This window comes from Campylobacter sp. CNRCH_2013_0898h, assembly GCF_025772965.1.
GTDB lineage: Bacteria > Campylobacterota > Campylobacteria > Campylobacterales > Campylobacteraceae > Campylobacter_D > Campylobacter_D lari_D.
Window position 1 is genome coordinate 124,412 of the sequence record NZ_JAKMTD010000002.1, and the last position, 25,760, is coordinate 150,171.

Sequence of the window (25,760 nt, forward strand, 5' to 3'; positions counted from 1 at the left end):
AGCTATGCAAAATTAAATTTTTTTTTGTTACAATATGTGTTTAAAATACTCTAAAATATAAAATCAATAAAGGCAAAAAATTATGTATGATGAAAGAATAATCAACACAATGACAGATAAAGTAAATGAGCTTTTGGCTAAATATAATGAAGTATGTGAAATAAATGAAAATTTAAGAAATGAATTAGTGAGCGTAAAAGCACAAAATGAAGCTAAAAACAATCAAATTGCGCGTTTGGAAGAAGAGCTTAAAAATAAAAATATTGAAAGTGAAGATGTGATCAAAAAAATAGAGGCAGTTCTTGGCAAACAATAATCAAAGAAAAGTTACAATCAATGTCTATGCGAAAGACTTTGTTGTAACATGCAGTAATGAATTTGCAAATCATCTTGAAGATGAAATTGCTTTAATTTCTGGAGGCACAGGTAAGATAGAACTTGCAAATTTTATTAATGCTTTTGTAAAACTTAGCTATGAAAATTATATCTTAAAAAAAGAACTCAACAAACTTATAAACACTATCGATGAAGAAATACAATAAATGCAAGTAAAAAAAGCTTTTACTTTAGTAGAGCTTATTTTTTGTATGATGATTATTGCTATTCTTAGCACAATTGCTTATCCGTATTTTTCTTTTGGAAAAAATGATGCTAAACTTATCCGAGCAAAAAGTGAGGTAGAGCTCATCAATGCTTCTTTGGCTTTATTCAAAAATCAGTTTTTATTTAAAGAAAGTAAGGATTTTCCAGCCATTTTAGATGAAGCTTTGATAAATAGTGAAAATCAAAAATTATTTTTTTGTGATAGTTTGCAAAATTACAAAAAAACAAATCATTGTTCATATAGTGTATTAGATAAGCCAATTGTTTCAAGTAAAAAATCATGGATGAAAATAGCAAGTACTCAATATAGATTTTTTATAAATGCTAAAAATTACATAGATTTTTCTTATAATAGTGAAAAAGTTTTTTTAGAATGTGTGAGTTTAAATTGTAAGGATTATGGGTTTTGAATTTTTATCAACTTGCTATAAAAGGATATTATTTAGATACCTTAATTTATGAAAGTGAAGAAGAAATTGAAATTTTAGATGAAGTGATAGTTGATCTTGCAAGGAAAAAAAATCTCAAAGCTATAATTTTACAAAAATGTTCAAAGCCTGATTTTAAAACCCAAGCTATAAAAGAAAAAATAGGTTTTAAACTAACGCAATACCAATACGAACTTGCTCAATTTATTGCTTATTATTATGCTAGTAAAATAGCTTTTGTTTTGGGTATGTTTGAAAGCATTAAAGAGTATAAAAATGAAAAAATTCATATAGAAAAAGCACCTAGTTTAAGTAAAAACCAGCAAGAGGCTTTGGAATTTATAAAAACTAAACAAACTAGTTTATTATTTGGCGATACAGGAAGTGGTAAAACTGAAATTTATATTAGCTTGATAAAAGAATATCTAGAGCAAGGAAAGCAAGTTTTGCTTTTAATGCCAGAAATCGCTCTAACTCCGCAAATGCAAAAAAGATTAAAAGTGTATTTTGGTGAGCATTTTTTCTTGTGGCATTCTAAAATTACTAAGAAAAAAAAGCAAGAATACTTGCAAGATTTAACAAATTCAAAAGCTCTTTTGGTGGTGGGAGCTAGATCGGCTTTGTTTTTACCTTTTAAGAATTTGGGTTTGATTATTATTGATGAAGAGCATGATAATTCTTATAAAGCTTCTAATAATCCAAAAATCAATGCAAGAGATTTGGCTTTATTTGTAGCAAAAAAAATGCATATAAAAGTTCTTTTAGGTTCGGCTACTCCAAGTGTTGTAAGTTATTATAAACATCCTTGTTTTAGACTTAAAGGAACCTTTTTTGAAAGCAAAAAGCAGTTTTTATATGATGAGAGCGAGCTTAGCGTCTCGTCAAAATTACTTTTAGAATTAAAAATTAGCTTAAGAAATAAAAAGCAAGCTGTGGTATTTTTACCTACAAGGGCAAATTTTAGACAAATTTTATGTAAAGAATGTGCTAATACCATTAAATGCCCTTTTTGTTCTATTGCTTTGAGTTTGCACAAAAATAAAAATGCATTAAAATGTCATTATTGCAATTTTACTAAAGAAATCGATCAAACCTGCCCAACTTGCAATGGAGTTATGCTTGAAGCTAAAAAAATGGGCACAGCAGAGCTTTGCGAGCTTTTAGAAAGAGAATTAGCTGAGTTTAATCCTATCATAAAAAGATTTGATAGTGATGAGATTAGCAGTGTAAAAAAGCTTGATATGATTTTAAAAGATTTTAACCAAGAAAAAATTGATATTTTAGTAGGCACTTCTATGCTTGCTAAAGGACATGATTATCATAATGTGGATTTGAGTGTGATTTTGGGGCTTGATGAGTATTTATTTAGACCTAATTTTAAAGCTTTAGAAGAGACTTTGGCTCTTGCTATGCAAGTAGCAGGTCGTGCAGGTCGTAAGGGTGAGGGTAGGGTGTTTTTACAAACTAAGAATAGATCTTTTTTTGAAAAATATATACAAGATTATGATAGCTTTTTAAAAGATGAATTAAATTCTAGAAGTGAGCTTTACCCTCCATTTAAAAGACTTTTAAGGCTAATTGTTGAAGATGAGGATAAAAACAAAGCTTTAAATTTATGTGAATTTATAGCTAATAAAGTTCAAGAATTAAAACAAGTGCAATTAGTAGGTCATGGTGCTTGTGGCATTGAAATGCTAAATAAAAAATGGCGTTTTTATGTATTATTGCGTGCTAATACTCATCAAGAACTTGTAAAATTTGAGCACTTTGCCTTAAATTTTAAAAATATTACTTGCGATATAGATCCAGTTGATTTTTCTTAAAAAATATATTTATTTATAAATAATTATTATTTTATAATAAAAACAATATTTTATTTTTAATTTTAAATTTATTTTGATAAGAATATACTTTTTTAATTTCTTAAATTTAAAGGAGAGAAAATGAAAAAGTTTAGTTTTCTTACAAACTGTGTACTTTTTGGTGCTTTGCTTAATAATGCTTTAGCTTGTACTACTATTTTAGTACCAAATGAAGCAAGCAAAGATGGCTCTATGTTGGTTGCAAGAAGTGCTGATAGTAAAGCAGATAAAGCACAGATTTTTTTAATCCATCCAAGAGTTGAAAACCAAAAAGGTATTTATAGTACTAAAGCACATCAAGGAATGAATGATTTTACTTACCCTTTACCTGCTAAATCTTTTCAATATAGCACTATAGCTAATTGGCAAAGTAAATTACATGGTGCTACTGGTTTTAATGAAAAGGGTGTTGGGATAAGTGCTACTGAATCAATTTATGCAAAAGATGAGCTTTTAAAATTTGATCCTTATAATGAGAAAAATGGTATTAGTGAAGATGATATTTTAGATGTTTTGCTTCCAAGAATTAAAAGTGCAAAAGAAGGTGTTCTATTATTAGGCGATATTATAGAAAAACAAGGTGCTGCTGAGGGTTTTGGAGTGGCTTTTGTGGATTCTAAAGAAATTTGGTATTTAGAAAGTGCTACAGCACATCAGTGGATGGCTGTAAAAATTCCTAATAATTCGTATTTTGTTAGCGCAAACCAGGGTAGGTTGAAGCAATTAAAATTTAACGATGAAAATACCTTGCATTCTAAAAATTTAATAAATTTTGCCGTCATTCATAAAGCGTATAATCCTAAAGTAGATAAGGATTTTGATTTTTTTAAAGTTTATACAAGAAATGATGATAGAGATTTAACTTATAATTATCCTAGAGTTTGGTGGATACAAAAAATGTTTAATCCATCTTTAAATCAAGATGTAAAAAATAGTGCTAATTTTAATGTGTTTTTAGAACCTGAACAGAAACTTAGTGTGGATGATTTAAAAAAAGCTTTAAGATCGCACTATGATAGAACAAAATATGATCCATACTCAAATTTCAATGAAGATGAAAATATTTATCGTGTTGTGAGTGTGTTTAGAACTTATGAATCTCATATCATGCAAGTTAGACCGTGGCTTCCTAAAGAGATAGGCAGGTTAAATTATGTCGCAATAGGAATGGCTGATTTGAGTGTGTATTTGCCTTATTATTTTGGTAATGATGAATTTATTGCAGGTTATCAACAAGGAACAAATGAAGCTGATGATGAATCAATTTATTGGATTTATCGCAAGTTACAAACTCTTGTAATGAGTGATTATAATAAGTATGCACCTATTGTAAAAAATGCTTATGCTAAATTTGAAAAAGACACATCTTTAAAACAAGAAGCTATGGAAAAAGAATATTTAAGTCTTTATAAAAAAGATAAGAATAAAGCAAAGCAAATTTTAGTTGATTTTTCACTACAAAATCAAATGGAAGCTAAAAAACTTACTCAAGATTTAACAAATCAAATTTTTACCCTTTTAACAAGAGATATAGATGTAAAATATAAATCTCTTAATAAAAATAAAAAAGATTAATGATATGGCCCATTTTTGGGCTATAATACTCTAAAATAATTTTAGAGTGATTTTAATGACAAGATATAAAACAAGACAAATAAAAGTAGGTGATGTTTTAATAGGTGGTGATGCGCCTATTTCTGTGCAATCCATGCTTTTTACTAAAACAAGAGATATTGAAGGTTGTTTAGAGCAACTTAATAGGCTTTATTTTGCCGGTGCAAATATAGTGCGTTTAGCTTGTTTGGACATGGCAGATGCAAGAGCTTTAAAAGAAATCAAAGCAAAAAGCCCCTTGCCCTTAATAGTGGATATACATTTTAATTATAAGCTAGCAGTTTTTTGTGCTGAATTTATCGATGGGGTGAGAATTAATCCGGGAAATATAGGCTCAAAAGAAAATATAAAAGAAGTGGTGCAAGCTTGTAAACAAAGAAAAATTCCTATTAGAATAGGGGTAAATCATGGCTCTATAGAAAAGCAATTTAGCGATAAATATGGTTATAATATAGAGGCTATGCTTGAGAGCGCTTTATATAATATAAAATTACTAGAAGATTTAGACTTTTTTGACATTAAAATTTCTATGAAAACTTCAGATGTGCAAAATACCATAAAAGCTTATGAAGCTCTAAGACCACTTTGTGATTATCCGTTTCATTTAGGGGTTACTGAAGCAGGAACTAAATTTCATAGTACTGTTAAAAGTTCGATTGCCTTAGGAAATTTGCTTTTAAAAGGCATAGGCGATACAATGAGAGTTTCTATGACAGGGGAACTTGAAGAAGAGATTAAGGTAGCAAGGGCTATTTTACAAGATAGTGGAGTGCAAAAGAGTGGAGTAAATATCATCTCATGCCCAACTTGTGGAAGAATTCAAAGTGATTTGATTAAAGCGATTAAGATAGTAGAAGAAAAAACTAAACATATAAAAGAACCATTAAATATAAGTGTTATGGGTTGTGTTGTAAATGCCTTGGGTGAGGCTAAAGGTGCTGATGTGGCTATTGCTTTTGGAAAAAATCAAGGTTTAGTTATAAGACATGGTGAAGTGGTGGCAAAATTAAAAGAAGATGAGCTTGTTGATAGATTTTTACTTGAAGTAGAAGATGAAGTAAAACTTAGAGAAAAAGATTAATTTTTTTCTAAGTAAGTTTTTTGCATATTTTGTAATTTTTTAGAAATTTTTACTTTATAAATACTTGGATTTTGAAGTTTTTTTAGTTTAAAATCCAAACTATCAACACTTTTTTTATGATACTCTTGAATATTTTTCAAGTTAGGAAGCCCATAGATTAATTTTCCATCTTTAAAAATAAGCTCATGTAAATTTTTATATGTATAACCTTGATAATTTTTGATACTCTCATCATGTGTATATAAAATATCAAAACTTGCTTTATTGTTTTTATAATACCTTATGAGTTTTTTAAAATGTGGCAAGGTTGTTTTGCTTGAGCTTGCGCTGATTTTTATTTTAGGGATGATTTGATTGTTTTTTTCTAATGCAACAAGCTTATAAACAGCTCCAAAAATAGGCGAGCTTGCTGAAGTAATAAGCTTTTCTCCAATACCAAAAGCATCGATCGGAGCTTTGTTTTTTAGTAATTTTTCTATGATGAACTCATCTAAGGCATTACTAGCTATGATTTTGCATTTTGTTAAGTTAGCAAGATCTAGTTTTTTTCTAATATATTTAGAGATTTTCAGCAAATCTCCTGAATCAATACGGATGGAATAATTTTGCATAGAATCTTGCGCATTTAACTCATTAAAAACTAAAATAGCATTTTCAATACCTTTTTTATAATCATATGTATCAATCAAAAGACTTATATTATCTTTATAAATTTGACAATATGCTCTAAAAGCACTTAGCTCATCATCAAACATTTGTACCCAAGCATGAGACATGGTTCCACTAATAGGAATATTAAATTTTTTCCCAGCTAAAGTACAAGCACTTGCATGAAAACCACCTATAAAAGCAGCTCTAGCACCATTTAAAGCCGCACTTTCTCCATGGGCTCTGCGAGAGCCAAATTCTAAGAGTAATTTTTCTTTTGCAATTTTAGCAATTCTGCTAGCTTTAGTGGCAATTAGACATTGATGATTTAGAGTTAAAAGTATGAAAGTTTCTAATAATAAAGCTTCTATTATAGGTGCTTTGATAATCATTAAAGGTGTATTAGCAAAAATACATTCACCTTCTTTAACACTTAGTATATCTCCACTAAATTTTAAAGTTGAAAGGTAGTTTACAAAATCATCATCAAATTTTTTAGTATTTTTCAAAAAATCTATGTCATCTTTAGAGAAAGAAAAATGATTAATATGATTTATGATTTGCTCTAATCCACAAAAAATAGCATAAGAAGCACTATCAGGAGCTTTTCTAAAAAAAACTTCAAAATAAACAATCTGCTTATGCATATTTTGTTTAAAATAAGCATAAGCCATACTTAGTTCGTAAAAATCACATAATAATGAAGAATTCATATAAGGATTTTTACTTACAAATTAATCCATTTGACGACGCAAGAAAGCAGGAACATCAAGTTGAGAAATTACTTCCTCATCAAACCCACCGCTAGCTTTGCGCAAATTCATATAGCTATTTTTTTTACTTTCTTCTTGTTCTTTAGCACTTTCTATTTCAGCTTTATCTTCAAAACCTGTAGCAATGATAGTTACTTCAACACGATCGCCCATGCTTTCATCAGTAGTTGCACCAAAGATTACTTTTGCATTTTCATCTGCTATATCGCTAATGCTTTGAGTAGCTTGTGAAATTTCTATCAATGAGCATTCAGGTCCAATTTTATAATGGATAATCACGCCCTTAACGCCTTTCATAGTCATACCATCTAATAATGGAGATTCTATAGCACTTGATAATGCGTCCATGATAGCATTTTCACCTTCTCCATGACCCACACCCATTAAAGCTAAACCTCTATGGCTCATAACAGTTCTAACATCTGCAAAGTCAACATTGATATCGCCATCTTCTAAAAGAATAGACACCATACCTCTAACAGCTCTAGCTAAGATATCATCAACTAGTTTAAATGCTTCTTTTATACCTGCTTTTTTTGGAAGTATACTAAGAAGTTTTTCATTTTGGATTACAATGATAGAATCACTTTCTTTTTTTAATTCAGCCAAGCCAGCTTCAGCTAATTTTTTTCTTTGTTTTCCTTCAAAAGCAAAAGGCATAGTTACAACCGAAACAGTTAATGCGCCTACTTCTTTAGCAGCTTGTGCTACAACAGGAGCTGCACCTGTACCAGTTCCACCACCAAGTCCTGCTGAAATGAATACTATATCACTTTGACTTAAAGCTGCTTTTACTTCTTCAAAGCTTTCTCTTGCACTTTCTGCTCCAATTTCTGGTTGCATACCAGCACCTAAACCTTTAGTTTTTTTCTCACCTAGTTGAATTCTAGTTTTTGCTAAAGATTTTGCTATAGCTTGTGCATCAGTATTTGCTGAGATAAGATCAAGATCATGTAAGCCCATATTTACCATATGATCTATCATATTACCGCCACCGCCACCGCAGCCTATGACTTTTATTTTTGCACCTTTTGCGTGTTGCATTTCTTCTACTAGATATTCGCTCATTGTATCTCCTATTAGAACTGGTTTATTAATTTATTCCAAAAATTATGCATAAAACTTGATTTTTTATCTTTTTTGGTTTCAACTTTTGTTAATTCTGTTTTTTCATCTTCAAAATCTCTCTGTTCTTGAAAAATTTCTTCAAAATTTTTATTTTCTTCTTCATGTTCTTCTATGGTGAGATTTTGTTTTATCTGTTTGTTGATAAATTCAGGCTCTCCTTTGTATCTTAGTTTTTCATTAGAATCTAATTCATAAGGAGTAAAATGTCCACCACCATATAAACAAAGACCTATAGCGCAGCTATTTTCTGCATCTTCAAAAATTTCTTTAAAGCCATCCATAGTATCTTTTTTTGCGGTCGCTATTCTAACAGCTTTATTATCAAAATAAGCTGAAGCAAGTTTGTCAAGTCCTGCAAATTTTGTCATTCCACCTGTTAATACTATGCCTGCTCCTGCTTGATTTGCACAAGCATTATCACTTAGCATTTTAGCTAAAATAATAATAGTTTCTTCAATTCTTGCATAAATAACATTAGATATAACTTCTACTGAAACTTCATTTTTTCTTTTTTCATCACCCATATATGGAATTTGTATAATTGAGTTTTCATTTTGTGCTAAAGATGCATAATTTAATTTTAGTTTTTCTGCTTCTTTTGGTGGGGTATGCAAAGCTATGGATAAATCATTAGTGATATTTACTGAACCAATTTGTAAGCATTCATTATATCGTATAGAATTACCCGCATGAATGACCATATCGCAAACTGCTCCACCCATATCGATTAAAATAGCACCTAATTCTTTTTCACTATCATCAAAGCATGCGATAGAAGAAGCATATCCTGAAAGAACGATATTATCTACTCTAAGATCAGCAAGCTCAACTGCTTTTTTTAGATTTTTAATATGCACTTCTTGCGAGATTACAATATGTGTAGAAACTTCAAGACGATTTCCACTCATTCCCAAAGGATCTTCTACATGCTCAAGATCATTTACTTTAAAATTATAAGGCAATACATGAATGATTTCATATCCACTAGGTATATTTGCGGTATGTTTTGCTGTGCTTACTGCTCTGTGAATTTCTTTAATACCTATTTCATGATTTGGTATATTAACTACACCTATACTGTCTACACTTTTTGCATAAGCACCTGAAATAGATACAATTACTTTATCATAATGCACACCTGACATCATTTGTGCATCGGCTACTGCCTCTTCTATAGATTTTGAAGCAAGCTCTATATTGGTAATTGCTCCTTTTTTTATACCATTTGATTTTGATTTTCCAAAACCAATGATTTTAAGTCCTTCTTCGCTTTTTTGTGCCAAAATAGCACAAGTTTGTATTGAGCCTAAATCAATTCCTAAAATATTCAATTTGTATTTCCTTTATAATAGCGTTGGATTGGATATAATTCTATAAGTTTTTTTAATAATTCTTCCTTAAGTAAAGCTTGTTTAGTTTGTTTGGCACTTTGTTCTATGATAAATTTATAAATTTCTTCTTTATCTTTGTTTTCTAGAGTTTGCTTTGTAATTTCATAAACTATTGCTTTATCATCAAATAAAACATAAGATTTAGCTTTATTTGAGTCAAATACATGCATTAAAAACTCACTAAATTCAGCATCATTTATCATTTCACCTACTTTTGCTCCTTTACTTGAGTCGCGACTATAAGTTCCTATATCTATGCCTTGGAAATTATTTAGGGCAAGCTTTGCTTTTTCTTCTAATAAAGTTTTAGTTTTTTCTCTGATGTAAAGTTTGCTCACTTCATTTTTGGCTTGCTCAAAAGTCATAGTCTGTATAGGATTTATTTTTATAAGTTTTGCAATCATATAGCCATTTTCAAATTTAAAAGGCTTAATAAAATCATTTTCTTTAGCTTTTTGTATGTTTTCTAAAGGGTAATAAATATCAGCATCGCTTATTGTGATGTTTTTGTCAAAACTAAGCTCGTTTTTTCTCAAAGCAACATAGCTTTCATTAGCTTTAAGTTTAAGCTTGGAAAGTTTTAAATCTTTTATAACTTTATCTTTGCTTTGTTCTAAGCTTAGAATTTTTCCTGCAAAATCTTTATAGTCATTTTTATTTTCTTCATAGTAAGCTTGAATTTCTTTATCAACAACTGTGATTGTATTAGGATCTAAAAAATAAGTTGCAAGCTCATAGCTTTTTTGTGTTTTATATAGGTTTTTGTTTTTTTCCCAAGTTTGTTTTAGTTCTTTTTCATCAATAGGAATATTTTTATTATCAAGTTTTATTATTTGAATTTTTAAATTATCTTGCATTAAAAAACTTGCACCAAACATATCAAGCTCATTTTGTTTGATTTGTAAATTTAAAATAGCATTGATTTTTTTAAGCAATAATTCATCATGGATAATTTTTTCATAAGCTTTTGGTGTATAGTTGTTTCTTGCAAGTAAATTATAATATAAATCTTTATCAAAAACACCTGAAGCATTATGAAAAATTTTTTGATGCGCTAAATCATAAGCAATTTCTTCTTCGCTTACATTTAAACCTAAAGTTTTAGCATAAGAAAGCAGAAGTTTTTCTTGTATAAGTTCATTGATAGCTTGAGTATCTAAGCCATCTTTTTGTGCTTGTTCTTGTGTATAATTGCCATTGTTTAATTGTGAGTAGTAGTTAAATAATTGAGAATATTTTAGATTGAATTCATCATAGCTTATTTTTTCATCGCCTACTTTTGCAACAGAATTTGATCTATCGGTGTTAAAATCATAACTTCCCCAGCCAACAAAACCTGCTCCAACAAAAGCAATAACACTAATCCAAATAGTAATAACTAAATATTTTTTATGATGCTGCATCCAAGTGAGCATTTTTACCCCAATCCATAATTAATTAAATTAAACCATAAATTATAGGTAATTTGTGATTAATAAAAAATTAATTTTATGATTTTATGATAAATTTGTCTCTGCTAAATGGATAATTTTACAAGAATTCTCGATTAAATCTATTATTTTTCCAAGTTCATAGCTTGTTCTTCCATAAGCAAATATTCCATATCCTTTCACAACGACAAAATTTTGTTTTTGTTCTAACATATAACGATAAATTTCAGTTTGTGATCTATCATCCCAATCCTCATAACTTTTAGGATTGTAAACTCGAATTTCTTCTAAAAAAATTTCTCCAAAATAATCTTGAGGTGTTATGAAATCATGATTTAAACTCATGGATAAGGTATAAGCTGGATAAGCAAAACATACGAATTTAGCTTCAGGTATATTTTCATATATGCTTTTATGTATTTCACTATCGCTGCTTGCTTCATCCCAGCTATAATCTTTTGCAAATTTTAAGATACTTAAATTTTTTTCATCTAATTGATTCAAAAAAGCATTGCTTTTGTTGATAATAAATGAGCCTTGGGAAAGTTTTGCTGAAACAGAACCATGGCAAATTCCAAAAAAATTTTTTTTAAACATTGATGAGGATAGAATTTGAATTTGGGAAATAATATTTTCTTTATTCATTAAAAACCTTGTTTTAAACTTAGCTAAGGTATTATACTAAAAAATATTAAAAGGTATATTTTGCAAAGTCCACATATTCCTGTTTTATTACAAGAAGTTTTAAATACTTTTGATGATTTTGATAGCGGAGATTTTTTAGATTGTACTTTGGGTTATGGAGGGCATTCTAAAGCATTATTGCAAGCTCATGAAAAATTAAGATTAATTGCTTGCGATAAAGATTTAGAGGCTTTAAGTTTTTCCAAAGAGTTTTTAAAAAATTTTCAAGATAGAATAAGTTTTAATCATATAGGTTTTAAAGATATTTTAACTCAAATTTCAACGCAAAACATAAGAGGAATTTTAGCTGATATTGGTGTATCTTCTTTGCAGCTTGATAAAAATGATAGGGGTTTTTCACTAAATTCTGATTTTTTAGATATGAGAATGGATCAAAATAATCCTTTAAGTGCTAAAGAAGTAGTAAATTCTTACAACAAGGAAGCTTTAGAACGAATTTTTAAAGACTATGGAGATCTAGCGCCGGTTGCTTCAATGCTTGCTCAAAAAATTATCAATGCAAGAAGTCAAAAAGTGATTACAAGTGCAAAAGAATTAAGTCAAATTATAGGAAATGCTAAGTTAAAAGGACGCAATGTATCTTTAGCTTTACTCGTATTTCAAGCTTTGCGTATAGAAGTAAATAATGAACTTGGTGAGTTAAAATCCTTACTTGAAAATATAGAAAAAGCAAAATTAAAAGATTGTAAATTAGCTATTATTAGCTTTCATTCTTTAGAGGATAGAATAGTAAAAAATACTTTTAAAAGATGGGAAAAAGACTGCATTTGTGATGAAAGAGCTATAAAATGCGAATGCGGTAAAGGACATAGTCTTGGTAAAATTTTAAGTAAAAAAGCTATAAGTGCCTCCAAAGAAGAAATAAGCTATAATAGTAGATCAAGTTGTGCAAAAATGAGAATTTTTTATTTTAGGTAAATAATGATTGAAGATGATTTTTTAAAAGAAAAACAAAATATACGCGAAAAAATGTTGAAATATTCTAGGGCTATTAAAGAAGGTAGACCTTATGAAGAGTATGAGCACAATTTCAATGAAAGCGATCGCATATTAAAAAATAGAATACAGCGTAAAAAAAGACCTAAATTTACAGACTTTGATGAAGAATATAAAGAAAAACCTAAAAAACAATCCGCTATTTATTTAAAAGAAGATTTGATAAATGTTAAATTAGAAGAAAAAAAGCCTTTTAAATTACAACTCAATTTTTTTAAAAAGCAAAAAGAAAAATTTGATAAAAAAAATGATAAAAATCTTAAGCCATCTAAAAATGTTAAAACTTTGCAGGAAGTAAAAAAAGTAGAGAAAATACAACAAGAAAAAAAAGATTCTATTCAAATATCTAAAATTCTTACTCAAAGTAATGTCTTTGTTACTTCAAAATTTCAAGATTTAAAAGAAAAAAGAAAAGAAAAAGTCAAACTCAAACAAGAATTAAAAGAGCAAAAAAAAATCGAACAAGAAAAAATAAAAAAAGCTCAAGAAGAATTAAAAGAAAAAGAAAAATTAGCTAAGCAAGAGCAAAAAATTTTAGAAGAAAAAGTAAGGCTTGAAGAAAACCAAGAATATAATCAAGAAGATAAATACGAACTTTTAGATAGCATAGTAAGTGAGGAAAATAAAAATTTAACCCCTAAAAATTTATTATACGCAGGTTTGATGATAGCATTTGCTTTATTGATATTTTTCCCACAAATTTATATTAGAAATCAAATTTATTATGTAAGTAGAGAAATAGCAGATTTAAGATCGCAAGAATTAGTTTTAGATGAAGAAAACAAAGAACTTCAAAGACAGCTTGAAGCATTGTATTTTCAAAATCAAGTTTTAGACTTTTTAGATTAATCTTGTGTTTGAATGATTTTCTCCAAAACATATTGTTCAAGTTGATTTTTTGGAATTTCTTCTTTAATAGCTTGATTATAAATATTTTCTGCTATTTTTGAATATTTTTCATAAGCAAAATATGGAAAATGTAAAGTCCAGGCTTTTTTCAATAATCTTTTGCTTATTACTTTTCTAGTATAAATTTTAAAAATATCATAGCCAACAAAAACACAAGCGGTAACAAAAATAGCACTTAAGATACTAATATGAAAATCAATAATTGTTAAAAAATAATGGCTGATGATAAGCATAGGAACTAAAATGGCTATACAAAAAAGGGTATATATAAGATAAGAATTAAATACCTTAAATTTAAAATTTAATTTCGCAGGATCTATCATCATACCTTCATTTAACAAGGCATTTGCTTCTAATAAATCTTTTAAATTAACAGGTTGATTTGAAACTTTAAAAATAAAGTTTAAAATAAATTCTTGTATTTTCATTGTTTTACCTAGTAAGTATGTGATTTTTGTGATTTTAGCATTTTTGTTTTTAAATAAGATAAATTTTAAGTCTTGTAAATGAAATCTTGTGTTAAAATTTACATTATTTTTGCATATTAAAGAAAGAAAAAGATGGCAGATTCTAGATTTATGATGAATGTAAAAGGCATAGCTAAAAGTTTTATACCTAGAAAAATTTATCAAAATCAATTACAAAATATTTTCAAAGAGCTTTTAAAATCAAAAAATATAGATAATATTATTACTCGCTTAAATTATTACAATTTGCAAAATGATTTTTTTGATATAAAAAATTTTCAAAATTATGAAAAAATAGGAAAATTTCCCTTTAAAAAAACTTCCTATGCTTATGATGCTTATGCAATTAGTAAATATTTTAATGATGATTTTTTATGGATTGAAGGTTTTGGAGATATTAGTTATAATCTTAAATATCCAAGCATAGCTAAATCAAGACCAGTTGAAAATGGCTTTAATAATATCATTTTAAAATTAGACAAAAACAGACATTTTGATTTTATACAAGATAAAAACCAATTTGAAGATAAAAAAGATTTGCTTTTTTTTAGAGGTGCAATTTATCAACCTCATCGTATTAAATTTTTTGAAAAGTATTTTGATAATCCTCGTTGTGATATTGCTCATGTTGGCGGTAGAAAAATTCAAGCCGAAAAATGGATTAAAAATTTAAATTTTAAAATTAGCAGAGCCTATCAAACCCAGTTTAAATTTTTACTTTCATTGGAAGGTAATGATGTAGCAAGCAACTTAAAGTGGGCGATGAAAACAAATTCTTTAGTTTTAGCCCCAAAAATGCGTTATGAAACTTGGTTTATGGAAGGAAAGTTAGTTCCAAATGAGCATTTTGCTTTGATTGATGATGATTATGAAAATGTAGAAGCTTTGCTTGATTATTATTTAGCTAATCCACATAGAGCAAAAGAAATCATACAAAATGCTCATGCTTATATAGAGCAATTTTTAGATGAAAAGATAGAATTTTATATAGGAATTTTAGTTTTAGCTAAGTATTTTTATTATTCTAATCAGCTTGATTTACCAAAAGATATTATTGATTTATTTGATTAAAAGGAGAGTTTATGCAAGAGATGGAAATAGTATTTTTAAATGATGAATTTATAAAAGCTAGCGAAGCTAAAGTGAGTATTTTTGATAGAGGTTTTATCTTTGGAGATGGAATTTATGAAGTAGTTCCTGTGGTAAATGCAAAAATAGCTGATAAGGAAGAATTTTGGGAGCGTTTTGAGCGTAGTTTAGCCCAAATTGATCTACAAATTCCTTATACAAAAGAAGAATTTGAAAATATTTTAAAACAATTAATCATTAAAAATTCTCTCAAAGAAGGCGGGCTTTATATGCAAATTACTAGAGGGGTTGCTAGTAGAAATTTTGCTCTTTTAAAGGGGTTAAAACCTACTATTATGGCCTTTGCTTTTGAATGCAAGGTGATTGAGCATGAGTTTGCTAAAAATGGAGTAAGTGTTATTTCAACAGCTGATTTAAGGTGGAAAAGAAGGGATATAAAATCAATTTCTTTATTAGCTCAATGTCTTGCAAAAGAAGAAGCTGTTAAAGCTAAGGTTTTTGAAGCTTTTATGGTAGAAAATGCTTTAGTTACGGAAGCTTCTAGTAGTTCAGCTTTTATTATAAAAGATAAAACTTTAATCACTAAGCCATTTTCTAATGAAATCTTACCAGGAATTCGCCGTAAAAATATCTTAAAATTTGCAAAAGAACTTGATCTTAAAGTAGATCAAAGAGCTTTTAGTATGAAAGAAGTGTATGAGGCTGATGAGGCGTTTATTTCTGCGGCTACTTTTTTGATTTTAGGTGTTATAAAAGCAGATAGTAAGGTAATTAATGATGGTAAGGTGGGTTTTTATACCCAAAAACTAAGAGAAAAATATGTAGAAAAAATTCAAAAAGAGGTTTTTTAATCAAAACCCGCATTAGTAAATTCTTTAGGATTATCTAGAGCGTAGTGAAACTTTTCCCAGTCTATTTGTTTATCCCAAATAGCTACGATTAAAGCTGCTACGCTATTACCACATAAATTTCCCACAGCACGAATTTCAGACATAAATTTATCCACGCCCAAAAGTATAGAAATGGCAGCCACAGGTAAAACCTCGCCCAAACTTGCTCCTAAGCCATTGTTAGCTTCTGCAATGTGCATATTAGATAAAGCCGCAAGTGTACTTCCTAGTATAATAAAACCTGATCCAGTCACACCAACAGCACCTTTTGAGGCTATCATAAGCACTATTAAAATGCTAATTTCATGAGTTAGAGAAAGTTCTACATTAAAAGCTTGAGCAAGGAAAATTAAACTCATAGCTAAATAAATATTAGTACAATCAAGATTAAAACTATATCCAGTTGGTAATACCAAGCCCACAGTGGCTTTTGAAATTCCTGCTTTTTCAAGTTTTCTCATAAGCGGAGCTAATGCTGATTCGCTAGAACTCGTGGCAAAAACTATTAAAACTTCTCTTGAGATAAAACGCATAAATTTAAAAATATTGACTTTAGCAATAAAACAAATAAGCCCTAAAACTCCAAAGATAAAAAGCAAAGAAGCAAGCAACATAACAATAAGCAAATAACCCAAATTTAATAAAGAATCAAGTCCATATTTTGCCACTAAAAAAGCCATCGCAGAAAAAGCGGCGATGGGAGAAAAATACATAATGATTTCTAAGATTTTAAAAACAAAACTTTGCATAATTTCTAAGGTTTTTTGTATAGCTTTTCTCTCATCAATTCTCATAAGTGAAATAATAAAAGCACAAGCTAGGGCTATAACTAAGATTTGCAAAGTTTTTCCCTCGCTAAAAGCAGCTATGATATCAGTAGGTATAGCATCTTTTAAAATATGCAAAATTTCATTTTGCGCACTTATTTCTATATTTTTATTAACAAATTGAGTCACACTTTCTTGATCTAGAGTGCTTGGATCAAGGTTCATTCCTTTACCAGGTCCCATAATGTTTGCCATAAAAATGCCAATAGCTAAAGCAAAAGTGCTTACTATTTCAAAATAAAGCAAAGCTTTAGCTCCTATGCTTCCAACTTGTTTTAAGCTTTCAAGACTAATAACACCTAAAACAATAGTTAAAAATATAATAGGACCTATGAGAATTTTTAAAGCTTGTATAAAATAATCTACACCGATTTTACTAGCTAATGCAAATTCCTTATCTAATAAGCCAAGGCAAATGCCAGCTATAATTCCTATAATCACCCAAAAACCTAAATTTTTTAACATTTTTTTGAGCTTGCTTGGTTTTTCATGAGTAATAACTAGCATAAAAAACTCCTTGTAATTTTAAAAAACGATACATATTAGCAAAGAAAAACTTATTTTTATTGTTAAAATAAATAAAAAATAAATATAAAAGCTAAAAATAATAATTTTTTATCTTATTTTGTAGATAAAAGTAGCATTTTGTAGTATTTTTGTATGATTTATTATGAAATAAATAATGATAATGTTTATCTAAATTTAAGAAAGCTAGTACTATACTTGTGACTATGATTTTAAAAATGAATATCATTTCGGAGTAAAATAGTGTTTAAAAAAATAAGTTTATTAATGATTTTTTTATTTTGTTCTTTAACACTTGCTAGGGATATTGATTATCAAAAAGAAAGTCAAAATATTAAGCAAATTTTGAATGAAAGCATGGTGTTATATAAAGATAATAAAAATTTAGAAGCTAAGAAAAAAGCTGAAGATGCATATTTTCAGCATTTTGAAACCATGGAAGGCTCTATTGGTCGTAATGTCGGTAGAAAAGTCATTGTGATGGAGCGTAAATTTATTAATTTAAGAAAAATGTATAAAGATAAAGAAGATATTTCTAAGATAGAAGCTTTAATTAGTAGCTTGTATTTTGATTTAGATGAAGTCGTTCCTATATTAGAAAAAGGATTTCAATTAAAAGCTGAAGCTAGTGATATAAATTATGATAAAAAAGCAGCTGAAAGCTCATCTTTAAAAGCAGAAAAAGAGCGTCAAGTGCAAGCTGAAGCTATGTTTGCATCTTTACTTGGAGAGGATGTTAAAGGACAAACATCATCAAATTTGACTCAAAATTCAACTACTCAAGAGCAAAATATCCAAAAAGATGAAACATTATTAGCCTTACAAGAAGCTTCAGCTATGGATGCAAGATTGCAATTTTTAATGGATTCAATGATTTCAAAACTTGATCAAGCAGCATTGGCTTTTGTAAATAAAGATTACCAAAAAGCTAAAGATTTAATCCAATCAGCATTATTCGAAGATTATAGAAATTCAAAGGTAGAAGTTTTAGTAGCAAGATACACAAAAGCGGGTATGGATAAAAAAATACAAACAAAACTTAGAACTATAATAAGAAAAATCAACAATAACACTTTGGATGAAAAAGCTATAAGAGATGAAATTTCAGACATATCAGATTTATTATATGAAGCATTCCTAGCTTTACCTAAAGAAGAATTAGCTTTACTTCAGGTTAAAGGCTTTGATGAAAGTGTTATGAGTACTAAAAACTATACTAAAGTATATGATGATATAAAAATTGCACTTAATAATATTTTACAAAATTATGATGGTTTTAATTTAAATAGCATAGATGCTTTACAAAATGTTTATTTGGATATTTTTGAAGCAAGTGGTATGGAAAGTAAAATTGGTGCTATTGATAGTGCTTTAAAATTAAAAATAGAAAGTTATTTTTCAAAAGGTGTTGCACTTATTAAAGCAAGTGCTTCTAAAGAAGAATTAAAACAGAATTTTGATGAGCTTGGTGCATTAATTGAAAATTCTTTGGATAAAATTCAAGAATCTTCACCTATGTCTTTATTTATATGGGCTTTGGGTATTATCTTAAGAGAAGGTTTAGAGGCTTTAATCATTGTTGTAGCCATAGTTTCATATTTAGTTCAAAGTGGCAATAAAAAGCGTTTAAGTATAGTATATTCAGCACTTTGGAGTGGAGTATTTTTAAGTTTTGTAACTGCATTTTTTATTTCATGGATTTTTAAAGAACAAGCAGGGCAAAGTAGAGAATTTTTAGAGGGCATTACTATGCTTGTGGCTGTTGCATTACTATTTTATGTCGGTTTTTGGCTTTTATCAAATGCGCAAAATAAAAAATGGGCAAATTATGTAAAAACTCAAGCAGTTGAAGCTATCTCAAATAATTCAGCAAAAACTTTATGGTTTAGTGTGTTTTTAGCTGTATACAGAGAAGGTGCTGAAACTATTCTTTTTTATCAAGCTTTATTATTTGATGCAAAAACAAGCACAGATTATAGTTTTATATTTATAGGATTAGCTAGTGGATTAATTATACTTATAATACTTTATTATTTATTAAAAGCTGGTGCTTTAAAAATACCAGTAAAACAATTTTTCTATATAACTTCATACATTATTTTTTATATGGTCTTTGTCTTTACAGGCAAAGGCATTGGTGAGCTCATAGAAGCCAAGGTTATTACACCAAGCTTACTTCCTTTTGATTTTGAAGGAATTTTATGGCTTGGAATTTATCCTTACTATGAGAGCATCATACCTCAGTTTATGGTTTTAATCTTACTCATTATGGGTATTTTTATAACAAAGCAAATTTCAAATAAAAGGGAAAAAATATGAAAAAAACTTTATTAAGTTTAGGTGCAGCAGCTAGTATTTTAGCTAGTTCAGTTTTTGCAGCAGAGGTGCCAATTGGCGATCCTTATGAATTAAATGGTATGGAAATAGCAGCAGTTTATTTACAGCCAATCGAAATGGAGCCAAGAGGGATTGATCTTGCAGCAAGTTTAGCAGATATTCACCTTGAAGCAGATATTCATGCATTAAAGGGTAATAAAAACGGCTTTCCAGAAGGTTTTTGGATTCCTTATTTAACTATAGCTTATAAGCTAACTAATCTTGACAATGGTAAAGTAAAAACAGGAACTCTTATGCCTATGGTAGCAGATGATGGCCCTCACTATGGTGCAAATTTAAAAATGGATACAGGTATTGGAAATTACGAGTTAGTATTTTTAATAGAAAGCCCAGAAAAACAAGGTTTTGGACGCCATGTTGATAAAGAAACGGGTGTTGGTAAATGGTTTGAGCCATTTTCAGTTAAATACAACTTTAAATACACAGGAAAACCTAAGTGATTTTTTCCCTAGCTTTTTGCTAGGGTTTATTTATAAAATTATTGATTTTATAAATAAATTCTATCAAAGAAGAGCCTATGTCGATTTATTTTGTACATTTTTTTGGAGTATTTTTTTCTTACACACTTTTAAGTGCTTTATTTTTTTATAATCTAAAAAATTCTTTAGTGTTTAAACTTGCTTTTGTGGGTTTTGTTTTTTCTTATTTTGCTTTTTTTATTAGCGCTAAAACACTAAGTTATGATTTGTTGTATTTTTCTAATGATGTTTTATTTGTTTTATTGCTTTTAAGTGTTATCATTTTTTCTTTTATAAAAAATAATTTTTTAAAAGAAAAAATTCAAGTAATATTGCTTTTTTTATTATCTTTTGCTTTTGGTATAAAATATTTACATATTTCTATCGACTTTCCTATATTAAGCACTAATTTTTTAGATTCTTTAGCGATTAGTTCTTTTGGGCTTATTTTGCTTGCTTTTGTTATGTGTTTTGGGGTTTATCTTTTTACAAGATGGCTAAGGGAATTTAAATTTAAATTTTTAAATTTATTTTTACTCATTATCGTGATTTTTTATCTAAATGAAGCTTTAGCACAAATTTTATTGCACCTTATGAGAGAAGGTGTGATAGAAACAGAAAGTTTATATTTAAGCTATGTGGCAAAAAGTGTATATTATGCTAAATTTTATACATATATATGGTTTTTATTGCTAGGAATTTGTATAGTTTTAGCTCTAAAGCAAAGAGTGAGTGAAAACAGCAAGAAAAAAGATTTTGATATAGAATTTAGAAAAAATCAAGCAAAAAATTCAACTATAACTAATTTTAGTGCAAGTATTTTTAGTGCTATGATTTTAAGTCTTTGTATTTTTCTCTTTTATGACTTGCATGCTTCAAGACCAATCACCATAGACGAGCCAACCTATGTAGAGCCAAATGAAAATAATGAATTTGTTTTTGATGTGGCAATATTAAGAGATAATAACTTACATCGCTTTGCTTATATTAGCGATGAGGGTAAAGTGGTAAGATTTTTCTTGATTAACAAAAGAGAAGATAAAGACTCTCCAGTAGCAGTTTTTGATGCTTGTAGTATATGTGGAGATATGGGGTATGTTAAAAAAGGTGGAGAGTTAATTTGTATTTCATGTAATGTTAGAATTTTCTTACCAAGTGTAGGTAAGGCAGGTGGGTGCAATCCTATCCCTATGAAATATAAATTTGAAAATGGTAAGGTTATCATACCTTTTTCAGAAATTTTAGATGGAGTAAATTTTTTCACTCAAGTAGTAGAAAAGAAAGTTTATGATCCTATTGATCATACCGAGCTTATTAACTTAAAAGCACCAAGATCTTATGTTTATAAAGGAAGAACATATTTTTTTGCTAATGAAAAAAATTATGAAGAGTTTAAAAACGATCCTTTAAAATACATCGATATGAATAAATCTTCAAAATATAGAATTCATAATTTATTAGGAAATGACTATGCAAGTTAAGATTGTAAAAAACTCTATTTTTCAAAATAAAATCCAAAAATCTCTAGCCTTACTAACGATTTTTTTAGCTACTTTACTTATGGCTACTATGTTAAATCTTACTTTGGGTATAGGTAATGAAATTACAAAAGAATTAAGAAGTTATGGATCAAACATTTTAGTTTTACCTAAAGGTGCAAGTTTGAGTGTAGAAGTGGGTAATAAAATTTATGAGCCTTTGAAAAATCAAAATTTTTTAGAAGAAAACAAGCTCCATACTATAAAAGAAATTTTTTGGAGAAATAATATCAATGCCTTTGCGCCATTTTTAGATACTCAGGTAAAAATTCAAACTCCAAATGCAAATTATGAAAATATCTCTTTAGTGGGAACTTATTTTGATAAGGCTATAAAGATTCAAGATGATGATGATTTTTATGCAGGTATTAAAGAATTATACAAATATAGTCAAATCAAAGGAAATTACCCAAAAGATGATAGTTTAGATGAAATAATGCTAGGAATAGATTTAGCACAAAAATATGATTTAAAAATAGATGATGAAATCACCCTTGTGCAAAATGATCAAATTTTTAAAGTAAAAATTGTTGGTATTATGGATTTAACTCAAGCTTTTTCAAATAAAATCATCACTTCTTTGCTTTTGGCACAAAAGCTTTCTAAAAAAGAAGGTTTATTCTCAAAAGCAGAAGTTTCAGCTTTGACTATACCTGAAAATGATTTAGCACAAAAAGCAAGACGCGATGTAGATAGTCTTGATCAGCTTGAGTATGATCAGTGGTATTGCACTGCTTATGTAAGTTCTATTGCCTATCAAATTGCAGAAGATTTTAAAGGTGCAAGCACAAAAGTAGTGAGTGCGATTTCAGATGCAGAAAGTTTGATAGTATCTAAAATTCAATCTTTAATGGCAGTAGTTAGCATTATATGCTTAATCGTAGCTTCCATAGCCATATCATCTTTAATGAGTGCGGATATTTTTAGAAGAAAAAGTGAAATAGGGCTTTTAAAAGCTTTAGGTGCTAGCACTTTGCAAATTTATATGATTTTTGCGTTAGAAGGGGTTGTGGTAGCTTTAGTTGGGGCTGTTTTGGGCTTTGCTTTTGGTATAGGTATGTCAGAGATTATCGCCTTGAGTATATTTGAACATACCATTGAAATTTCTTGGATTATCCTACCAATTTGTTTATTTTTTGCAGTGCTTATAGTATTTTTAGGATGTTTGTTTTCTATCAAAGGAATTTCTAAACTTTCTACTTCAGAGGTTTTATATGGGAAATAATTTTTTTATGCAAGAGGTTTTTAAATCTCTTATTTTTTCTTATAAAAGAGTTTGTATTATTTTTATAGCTGTGTTTATGGGTGCTATGGTCAGCGCCTCATTTTTTAATATTTATTTTGATATTGACACAAAATTGTCCAAAGAATTAAAAGCTTATGGAGCTAATTTTATCATCACGCCAAAAGATGATGAGTTTTTAAGCATGGATGAATTTAATCAAGCCAAAGAAAACTTGAAAGCAAAAGCTTTAACCCCATTTTTATATGGTTTTTATAATCTTGAAAGTTCAAGTGCGGTAGTTGTTGGGGTTGATTTTGCAAATTTAAAGCTTACCAAGCCTTTTATGGAGGTTTTAAAAGGAAGCTTTTCTTTGAGTGATTTTAGTGAAGATAGTGCCTTTGTGGGGGCTGATTTAGCTAAACAATTAGAGCTTAAAATAGGACAAGAATTGCAAATTTATAACCCAAGTATATCTAAAATAGTCAAAGTAAAAATCAAAGCTATTTTAAGAAGCAATGATGAGCAAGATGGGGTTTTAATCATCTCTTTAAAAAAAGCTCAAGAATTAGCAGCTAAAGAAGTGATAAATTATGCTCAAGCTATTTTACTAGGTGATTATGAAAGCTTAGATCAAAAAGCAAAAGAACTTAGCAAGGCTAATGTAGAAGCCAAAGTCATAGCTTCAGTATCCATTAGTGAAGGTGTGATTTTAGAAAAGATCAAGGCTTTGATGGCTTTGATTAGTTTAACTATTTTGCTCATTAGTTCTTTGAGTGTAAATACCACTCTTAGTGCAGTGATTTTTTCAAGAAAAAAAGAAATAGCCTTGCACCTTGCACTAGGAGCTAAGCATAAAGAAGTTATTAAACTTTTTGGAGCTGAAGTGTTTATTTTAAGCTTGAGTGCGAGTTTGTTCGGCGCTTTTTGTGGATATTTTTTGGCAAATATTTTTGGGTATTTGATTTTTAATGCAAGTATAGATTTTAGATTGCTTTCAGTGTTTTTTGCGGTACTTGTTTCTTTGGTATTTGCATTTTTTGCAAGTATCTTACCGCTAAAAAAAGCCTTAAAAATCAATGTTTGTGAAAATTTAAAGGGTGAGTGATGAAAAATATTATAAAAATTTCAAATTTAAATCGTAATTTTAATGAAGTTAAAGCTTTGCAAAATATCAACCTAGAAGTAAAGCAAGGCGAATGGCTAGCCATTATGGGCCCATCAGGTTCAGGTAAATCAACACTTTTAAATATACTTTCTTTAATGGATACTCAAAGTAGTGGGGAGTATTTTTTAGATGATAAAGAAGTTGGAAATTTAAGTGAAGAAGAAAAAAGCGTAATTAGAAGAGAAAAAATAGGTTTGATTTTTCAACAATTTCATTTAATACCTTATTTAAATGCTTTAGAAAATGTCATGCTAGCTCAGTTTTATCACTCAAGTATAGAACAAAAAGACGCTATAATGGCACTAGAAAAAGTAGGGCTTTCACACAGACTTACGCATTTACCTAGCCAATTAAGTGGCGGGGAGCAACAAAGGCTATGTATAGCAAGAGCTTTAGTGAATGATCCTGAAATTTTATTAGCAGATGAGCCAACTGGAAATTTAGATGAGGCAAATGAAAAAAATATTCTAGAGCTTTTTTGTAAATTAAAACAAGATGGTAAAACCATAGTTTTAATCACTCACAATCCAGACTTAGCTACTTTTGCTGATAGAACTATCATTTTAAGCCATGGAGTGATGAAAAGTGAAAATTAAAAGTATAATTTTAGCTTGTTTATGTTTAGTTTTTTTAAGTGCATGTTTTGAAAACAACAATAAAAATGGCGGCAAAGTAGGCTTAAAAGCACCAGAAATCGCAGCTAAAAATTTAGAAGGTGAGAAAATCAAACTAGCTGATTTTGATAATCTTATTGTTTTAACCTTTGTAGAGCAAGGTTGTGCATCTTGTTTAAAAGACTTACCACTCTTGGAAAAACTAGCTAACGAATATCCTAAAAAAATCACTATTTTAGCGCTTGATTCTGTGGATAAGGGGAAAGATTTTGAAGAATTTGCTACAAAATATGATTATAAAAATATTATATTTTTGCAAGATGATTTAGATATATCATGGCAAAGATTTAACATTTTTGCAGTACCAACAACTTTTGTCATTAAAGATGGAGTTGTGCAAGATAAAATCATAGGAGAAAAACCATGGTCACAACTAAAAGCTTCTATTGCTTCTTGGCTTTAATAAGTGTTTTTTTCTTTAGTGCATGCTCAAATAATGAATTTCAAACCTTAAATTCAAGTCAAAACTATACTTTTAAATACGATGGTTTTGAAAAAACCTTAAAAACACAAAATGCAAATCAAGCTTATGCTTTATTTTTTTTCACGCAAGATTGCGGTGCGTGTAATGCACAAATTCCGATGCTAAATGAACTTTATAGAGAAAGAAATTTTCCTATTTTAGCGGTGTTAAATGGAGCTAAATCAAAAGAAGAAGCTCAAAAAATTCTTTTGGAAAAAAAGTTAGATTTACCACTTATGTATGAAGCTAAAGCAAGCTCATTTTTGTCTAAGGCTGTGGGTGGAATTTATGGTGTGCCTGTGATAGTTTTTTATGATGAAAAAGGCAAAATAAATGAAAAATTCATCGGACTTACTCCAAAAAGTGTTTTAGAAAATAAAATTAAAGTTTTACAATAACTACTGCTAACTTTTTTAAGTTTATTTTTAATTAAAAAATAAAATTTGCAATTATTTTTTTTAAGTGATTTTTTAT

The 25,760-nt window shown here is 28.8% G+C and carries 25 protein-coding genes; 18 read left to right on the forward strand and 7 right to left on the reverse strand.

The features are described from left to right. The first annotated feature begins 82 nt into the window (after positions 1 to 82). From L8X50_RS01635 to ispG, 6 genes are all read left to right on the forward strand, one after another. Positions 83 to 316: a hypothetical protein gene (locus L8X50_RS01635; protein WP_012661890.1), complete on the forward strand. Its 234-nt coding sequence runs from the start codon at positions 83 to 85 to the stop codon at positions 314 to 316. Continuing rightward, complete coding sequence (locus tag L8X50_RS01640; RefSeq protein WP_133319896.1) at positions 303 to 542, forward strand: hypothetical protein; 240 nt, start codon at positions 303 to 305, stop codon at positions 540 to 542. Before L8X50_RS01635 ends, L8X50_RS01640 begins: the two co-directional genes overlap by 14 nt. Next, complete coding sequence (locus L8X50_RS01645) at positions 543 to 1,013, forward strand: type II secretion system protein (RefSeq protein WP_263660225.1); 471 nt, start codon at positions 543 to 545, stop codon at positions 1,011 to 1,013. Further along, positions 1,010 to 2,854, forward strand: a complete 1,845-nt coding sequence (locus L8X50_RS01650; RefSeq protein WP_263660226.1) for a primosomal protein N' — start codon at positions 1,010 to 1,012, stop codon at positions 2,852 to 2,854. The genes L8X50_RS01645 and L8X50_RS01650 overlap by 4 nt, the downstream gene beginning before the upstream one ends. A gap of 120 nt (positions 2,855 to 2,974) precedes the next feature. After that, positions 2,975 to 4,468, forward strand: coding sequence for a C69 family dipeptidase (locus tag L8X50_RS01655; protein ID WP_263660227.1), 1,494 nt, complete (start codon positions 2,975 to 2,977; stop codon positions 4,466 to 4,468). Between the two features lie 55 nt (positions 4,469 to 4,523). Beyond that, the gene (gene ispG / locus L8X50_RS01660; RefSeq protein ID WP_373416668.1) at positions 4,524 to 5,588 is read left to right on the forward strand and encodes a flavodoxin-dependent (E)-4-hydroxy-3-methylbut-2-enyl-diphosphate synthase; all 1,065 of its coding nucleotides are present in this window, start codon (positions 4,524 to 4,526) and stop codon (positions 5,586 to 5,588) included. Here the strand turns inward: ispG and L8X50_RS01665 are convergent. From L8X50_RS01665 to L8X50_RS01685, 5 genes are all read right to left on the reverse strand, one after another. Further along, positions 5,585 to 6,949, reverse strand: coding sequence for a nicotinate phosphoribosyltransferase (locus L8X50_RS01665; RefSeq protein ID WP_263660228.1), 1,365 nt, complete (start codon positions 6,947 to 6,949; stop codon positions 5,585 to 5,587). The two genes, ispG and L8X50_RS01665, sit on opposite strands and share 4 nt — an antisense overlap. A gap of 21 nt (positions 6,950 to 6,970) precedes the next feature. After that, entirely contained in the window at positions 6,971 to 8,077 is a 1,107-nt protein-coding gene (ftsZ, locus tag L8X50_RS01670) for a cell division protein FtsZ (protein WP_039626779.1), read from the reverse strand. Between the two features lie 11 nt (positions 8,078 to 8,088). Then, positions 8,089 to 9,468, reverse strand: a complete 1,380-nt coding sequence (ftsA, locus tag L8X50_RS01675) for a cell division protein FtsA (protein ID WP_220566695.1) — start codon at positions 9,466 to 9,468, stop codon at positions 8,089 to 8,091. Beyond that, positions 9,465 to 10,943 (reverse strand): peptidylprolyl isomerase, encoded by a 1,479-nt coding sequence (locus L8X50_RS01680; protein ID WP_263660229.1) that lies wholly within the window; start codon positions 10,941 to 10,943, stop codon positions 9,465 to 9,467. Before L8X50_RS01680 ends, ftsA begins: the two co-directional genes overlap by 4 nt. A gap of 81 nt (positions 10,944 to 11,024) precedes the next feature. Further along, entirely contained in the window at positions 11,025 to 11,603 is a 579-nt protein-coding gene (locus L8X50_RS01685) for a class II aldolase and adducin N-terminal domain-containing protein (RefSeq protein ID WP_263659740.1), read from the reverse strand. 60 nt (positions 11,604 to 11,663) lie between these two features. Here L8X50_RS01685 and rsmH point away from each other — a divergent pair, with 60 nt between their 5' ends. Both rsmH and L8X50_RS01695 read left to right on the forward strand, forming a co-directional pair. Continuing rightward, the gene (rsmH, locus tag L8X50_RS01690) at positions 11,664 to 12,581 is read left to right on the forward strand and encodes a 16S rRNA (cytosine(1402)-N(4))-methyltransferase RsmH (RefSeq protein WP_263660230.1); all 918 of its coding nucleotides are present in this window, start codon (positions 11,664 to 11,666) and stop codon (positions 12,579 to 12,581) included. A gap of 3 nt (positions 12,582 to 12,584) precedes the next feature. Further along, positions 12,585 to 13,508, forward strand: a complete 924-nt coding sequence (locus tag L8X50_RS01695; RefSeq protein WP_263659738.1) for a hypothetical protein — start codon at positions 12,585 to 12,587, stop codon at positions 13,506 to 13,508. Here the strand turns inward: L8X50_RS01695 and L8X50_RS01700 are convergent. Then, on the reverse strand, positions 13,505 to 13,996 hold the full coding sequence (locus L8X50_RS01700; RefSeq protein ID WP_133319905.1) for a hypothetical protein: 492 nt from the start codon (positions 13,994 to 13,996) through the stop codon (positions 13,505 to 13,507). The genes L8X50_RS01695 and L8X50_RS01700 overlap by 4 nt on opposite strands. 132 nt (positions 13,997 to 14,128) lie before the next feature. On the opposite strand from L8X50_RS01700, the gene L8X50_RS01705 reads away from it, so the two are divergent. After that, positions 14,129 to 15,106 carry a glycosyl transferase family 90 gene (locus tag L8X50_RS01705; protein WP_263660231.1) on the forward strand — a complete coding sequence of 326 codons (978 nt, stop codon included), beginning with the start codon at positions 14,129 to 14,131 and terminating at the stop codon, positions 15,104 to 15,106. Positions 15,107 to 15,117: 11 nt separating this feature from the next. Beyond that, positions 15,118 to 15,975: a D-amino acid aminotransferase gene (locus L8X50_RS01710; RefSeq protein WP_263660232.1), complete on the forward strand. Its 858-nt coding sequence runs from the start codon at positions 15,118 to 15,120 to the stop codon at positions 15,973 to 15,975. On the opposite strand, the gene L8X50_RS01715 is transcribed toward L8X50_RS01710, so the two are convergent. Further along, on the reverse strand, positions 15,972 to 17,348 hold the full coding sequence (locus L8X50_RS01715; RefSeq protein ID WP_263660233.1) for a cation:dicarboxylate symporter family transporter: 1,377 nt from the start codon (positions 17,346 to 17,348) through the stop codon (positions 15,972 to 15,974). The genes L8X50_RS01710 and L8X50_RS01715 overlap by 4 nt on opposite strands. A gap of 285 nt (positions 17,349 to 17,633) precedes the next feature. Here L8X50_RS01715 and L8X50_RS01720 point away from each other — a divergent pair, with 285 nt between their 5' ends. The 8 genes from L8X50_RS01720 to L8X50_RS01755 all read left to right on the forward strand — a co-directional run bounded on the left by L8X50_RS01720 (position 17,634) and on the right by L8X50_RS01755 (position 25,684). Beyond that, positions 17,634 to 19,685, forward strand: coding sequence for an FTR1 family iron permease (locus L8X50_RS01720; RefSeq protein WP_263660234.1), 2,052 nt, complete (start codon positions 17,634 to 17,636; stop codon positions 19,683 to 19,685). Further along, positions 19,682 to 20,203 (forward strand): ferrirhodotorulic acid transporter, periplasmic binding protein, encoded by a 522-nt coding sequence (locus tag L8X50_RS01725; RefSeq protein WP_012661874.1) that lies wholly within the window; start codon positions 19,682 to 19,684, stop codon positions 20,201 to 20,203. Before L8X50_RS01720 ends, L8X50_RS01725 begins: the two co-directional genes overlap by 4 nt. A 77-nt stretch (positions 20,204 to 20,280) precedes the next feature. Continuing rightward, complete coding sequence (locus L8X50_RS01730; protein ID WP_263660235.1) at positions 20,281 to 21,702, forward strand: Fe-S-containing protein; 1,422 nt, start codon at positions 20,281 to 20,283, stop codon at positions 21,700 to 21,702. Next, the gene (locus L8X50_RS01735) at positions 21,692 to 22,984 is read left to right on the forward strand and encodes an ABC transporter permease (protein ID WP_133319910.1); all 1,293 of its coding nucleotides are present in this window, start codon (positions 21,692 to 21,694) and stop codon (positions 22,982 to 22,984) included. Before L8X50_RS01730 ends, L8X50_RS01735 begins: the two co-directional genes overlap by 11 nt. Beyond that, complete coding sequence (locus tag L8X50_RS01740) at positions 22,974 to 24,089, forward strand: ABC transporter permease (protein WP_263659662.1); 1,116 nt, start codon at positions 22,974 to 22,976, stop codon at positions 24,087 to 24,089. The genes L8X50_RS01735 and L8X50_RS01740 overlap by 11 nt, the downstream gene beginning before the upstream one ends. Further along, positions 24,089 to 24,745 carry an ABC transporter ATP-binding protein gene (locus tag L8X50_RS01745; RefSeq protein ID WP_012661870.1) on the forward strand — a complete coding sequence of 219 codons (657 nt, stop codon included), beginning with the start codon at positions 24,089 to 24,091 and terminating at the stop codon, positions 24,743 to 24,745. Before L8X50_RS01740 ends, L8X50_RS01745 begins: the two co-directional genes overlap by 1 nt. Beyond that, entirely contained in the window at positions 24,735 to 25,226 is a 492-nt protein-coding gene (locus L8X50_RS01750; protein WP_220566705.1) for a TlpA family protein disulfide reductase, read from the forward strand. Before L8X50_RS01745 ends, L8X50_RS01750 begins: the two co-directional genes overlap by 11 nt. Continuing rightward, a complete protein-coding gene (locus tag L8X50_RS01755; RefSeq protein WP_220566706.1) occupies positions 25,187 to 25,684 on the forward strand; it encodes a TlpA family protein disulfide reductase in 498 nt (165 codons plus the stop codon). The genes L8X50_RS01750 and L8X50_RS01755 overlap by 40 nt, the downstream gene beginning before the upstream one ends. Positions 25,685 to 25,760 lie beyond the last annotated feature (76 nt).

Coding starts and splice junctions, on each gene's coding strand:
- L8X50_RS01715 (WP_263660233.1), bottom strand. CDS start 17,348: ATGCTAGTTATTACTCATGAAAAACCAAGCAAGCTCAAAAAAATGTTA.
- L8X50_RS01720 (WP_263660234.1), top strand. CDS start 17,634: ATGATTTTTTTATTTTGTTCTTTAACACTTGCTAGGGATATTGATTAT.
- L8X50_RS01695 (WP_263659738.1), top strand. CDS start 12,585: ATGATTGAAGATGATTTTTTAAAAGAAAAACAAAATATACGCGAAAAA.
- L8X50_RS01710 (WP_263660232.1), top strand. CDS start 15,118: ATGCAAGAGATGGAAATAGTATTTTTAAATGATGAATTTATAAAAGCT.
- ispG (WP_373416668.1), top strand. CDS start 4,524: ATGACAAGATATAAAACAAGACAAATAAAAGTAGGTGATGTTTTAATA.
- L8X50_RS01680 (WP_263660229.1), bottom strand. CDS start 10,943: ATGCTCACTTGGATGCAGCATCATAAAAAATATTTAGTTATTACTATT.
- L8X50_RS01755 (WP_220566706.1), top strand. CDS start 25,187: ATGGTCACAACTAAAAGCTTCTATTGCTTCTTGGCTTTAATAAGTGTT.
- L8X50_RS01735 (WP_133319910.1), top strand. CDS start 21,692: ATGCAAGTTAAGATTGTAAAAAACTCTATTTTTCAAAATAAAATCCAA.
- L8X50_RS01700 (WP_133319905.1), bottom strand. CDS start 13,996: ATGAAAATACAAGAATTTATTTTAAACTTTATTTTTAAAGTTTCAAAT.
- ftsZ (WP_039626779.1), bottom strand. CDS start 8,077: ATGAGCGAATATCTAGTAGAAGAAATGCAACACGCAAAAGGTGCAAAA.
- L8X50_RS01665 (WP_263660228.1), bottom strand. CDS start 6,949: ATGAATTCTTCATTATTATGTGATTTTTACGAACTAAGTATGGCTTAT.
- L8X50_RS01745 (WP_012661870.1), top strand. CDS start 24,089: ATGAAAAATATTATAAAAATTTCAAATTTAAATCGTAATTTTAATGAA.
- L8X50_RS01730 (WP_263660235.1), top strand. CDS start 20,281: ATGTCGATTTATTTTGTACATTTTTTTGGAGTATTTTTTTCTTACACA.
- L8X50_RS01635 (WP_012661890.1), top strand. CDS start 83: ATGTATGATGAAAGAATAATCAACACAATGACAGATAAAGTAAATGAG.
- L8X50_RS01705 (WP_263660231.1), top strand. CDS start 14,129: ATGGCAGATTCTAGATTTATGATGAATGTAAAAGGCATAGCTAAAAGT.
- L8X50_RS01685 (WP_263659740.1), bottom strand. CDS start 11,603: ATGAATAAAGAAAATATTATTTCCCAAATTCAAATTCTATCCTCATCA.
- L8X50_RS01740 (WP_263659662.1), top strand. CDS start 22,974: ATGGGAAATAATTTTTTTATGCAAGAGGTTTTTAAATCTCTTATTTTT.
- L8X50_RS01655 (WP_263660227.1), top strand. CDS start 2,975: ATGAAAAAGTTTAGTTTTCTTACAAACTGTGTACTTTTTGGTGCTTTG.
- L8X50_RS01645 (WP_263660225.1), top strand. CDS start 543: ATGCAAGTAAAAAAAGCTTTTACTTTAGTAGAGCTTATTTTTTGTATG.
- L8X50_RS01725 (WP_012661874.1), top strand. CDS start 19,682: ATGAAAAAAACTTTATTAAGTTTAGGTGCAGCAGCTAGTATTTTAGCT.